Source organism: uncultured Campylobacter sp., assembly GCF_938017705.1.
Classification (GTDB): Bacteria; Campylobacterota; Campylobacteria; order Campylobacterales; family Campylobacteraceae; genus Campylobacter_B.
This window is the reverse complement of record NZ_CALIIS010000087.1, coordinates 1-1249: the sequence shown is the minus strand read 5'-3', so window position 1 is coordinate 1249 and position 1249 is coordinate 1. Positions and strand designations below refer to the sequence as shown.

The following is a 1249-nucleotide window of genomic DNA, read 5'->3' as shown; positions in this document are numbered from 1 at the left end:
ATACTAAGCGATCCGCGCGGCTTTTTTAGTAAAGAGCCTGCGGACGAAGAGTTGCTGCAAAGCGATTTTGGCTGTAAAGGCTCGCTAGCTGGCGCAGAATTTTTGCAAAATTTAAAAAGCGCGGCTTCTGAGATTAGAGACGAAAATATCGATTGTGTCGGTAACGAAGCCTTGCTGAACGAAAAAAGGCTTGAGCGAACCTTGGCATTTGCGGGGATGGATGGCGAGGGCTTTTTGAGCTATGCTAAAGAGAAAAACTACGCGCAAATTAGCGAAAAATCGCTTGAAGCCTTAGAATTTTACTCCGAGCGCAAGATTGGAAATTTCATCGCTTATGGCAATTTTATGGGCGAGATCCCGACAGCTAGGGAAACGCTAAGAGATTATTTCGCCGCTAAATTCAACAAAAACGAAGCCGATGAGCTGGCAAGCGCCGTGATAGCGGAATTTATCGCATACGCTGCAAAGGATCGCAAGGCGGGAGATTACGGTGAGCTTGAGCTGGCGCTAAAAGGCGGAGTAGGTGCAGATGAGTTTCGTACGCTACTTTTTAGCAAGGATTTTGCAATTTACGAGCTTGATAATGCCCTGGATCTGGCACTTTTGCTAGGATATGACGAGCGCTTTAGCGGCGCTTTGATCGAGCGAGGCGCGCAGGTGAATGCGGGTGAGGAAAACTCTCTATTTTACGCGATGAATAACGTTCAAAGCGCTAAATTTATGATCTCTAAAGGCGCCTTGGTTGGCTATAAAAACTCGCTTGGGCAAACTCCGATATTTTTCGCCACCGCGGCAAAAAATTATGAGCTCGTAAAGTTGCTAATCTACTCGCACGCTAGCGTAAATGTCCGCCAGATCGGCAGCGCTGAAGCTCAGGCCCTAGCGTCGCTAGGCGAGCGTAGCGACGGCTGTGAACGTTCGAGAGCGGGTAAGACACTGCTGATGTTTGCGGCGCAAAAAAGTACCAAGCAGATCGTTGAATTGCTCGTAAAATCGGGCGCAAACGAAAAAGCAGTTGATGAGTCGGGGCTAAATGCGCTAGACTACGCGCTTGCGGGTGGTGAAGCGGCTACGCAGAGCTATTTGCGCTCGCTTGGATTAAGTCCTACGCAAGTAAGCGATGATTTTACGAGCGATCCGCAAGATGCGCCTGAGCGTGAGAATTAGCGGGCTTGATTTAAAGGGTCGCTCGCTGCTTCGTCGTCGTTTTAGGTTTGCGGCGTTTTGGGTTTGCAAAAGCCTTATAAGC

The 1249-nt window shown here is 48.9% G+C and carries 1 protein-coding gene; it reads left to right on the top strand.

Features of this window, described 5'->3' with window-relative positions; all coding sequences use genetic code 11:
* Nucleotides 1-1167, top strand: a 1167-nt coding sequence (locus Q0605_RS04150) for an ankyrin repeat domain-containing protein (RefSeq protein WP_298704458.1), incomplete at its 5' end; no start/stop codon positions are given.
* Nucleotides 1168-1249 lie beyond the last annotated feature (82 nt).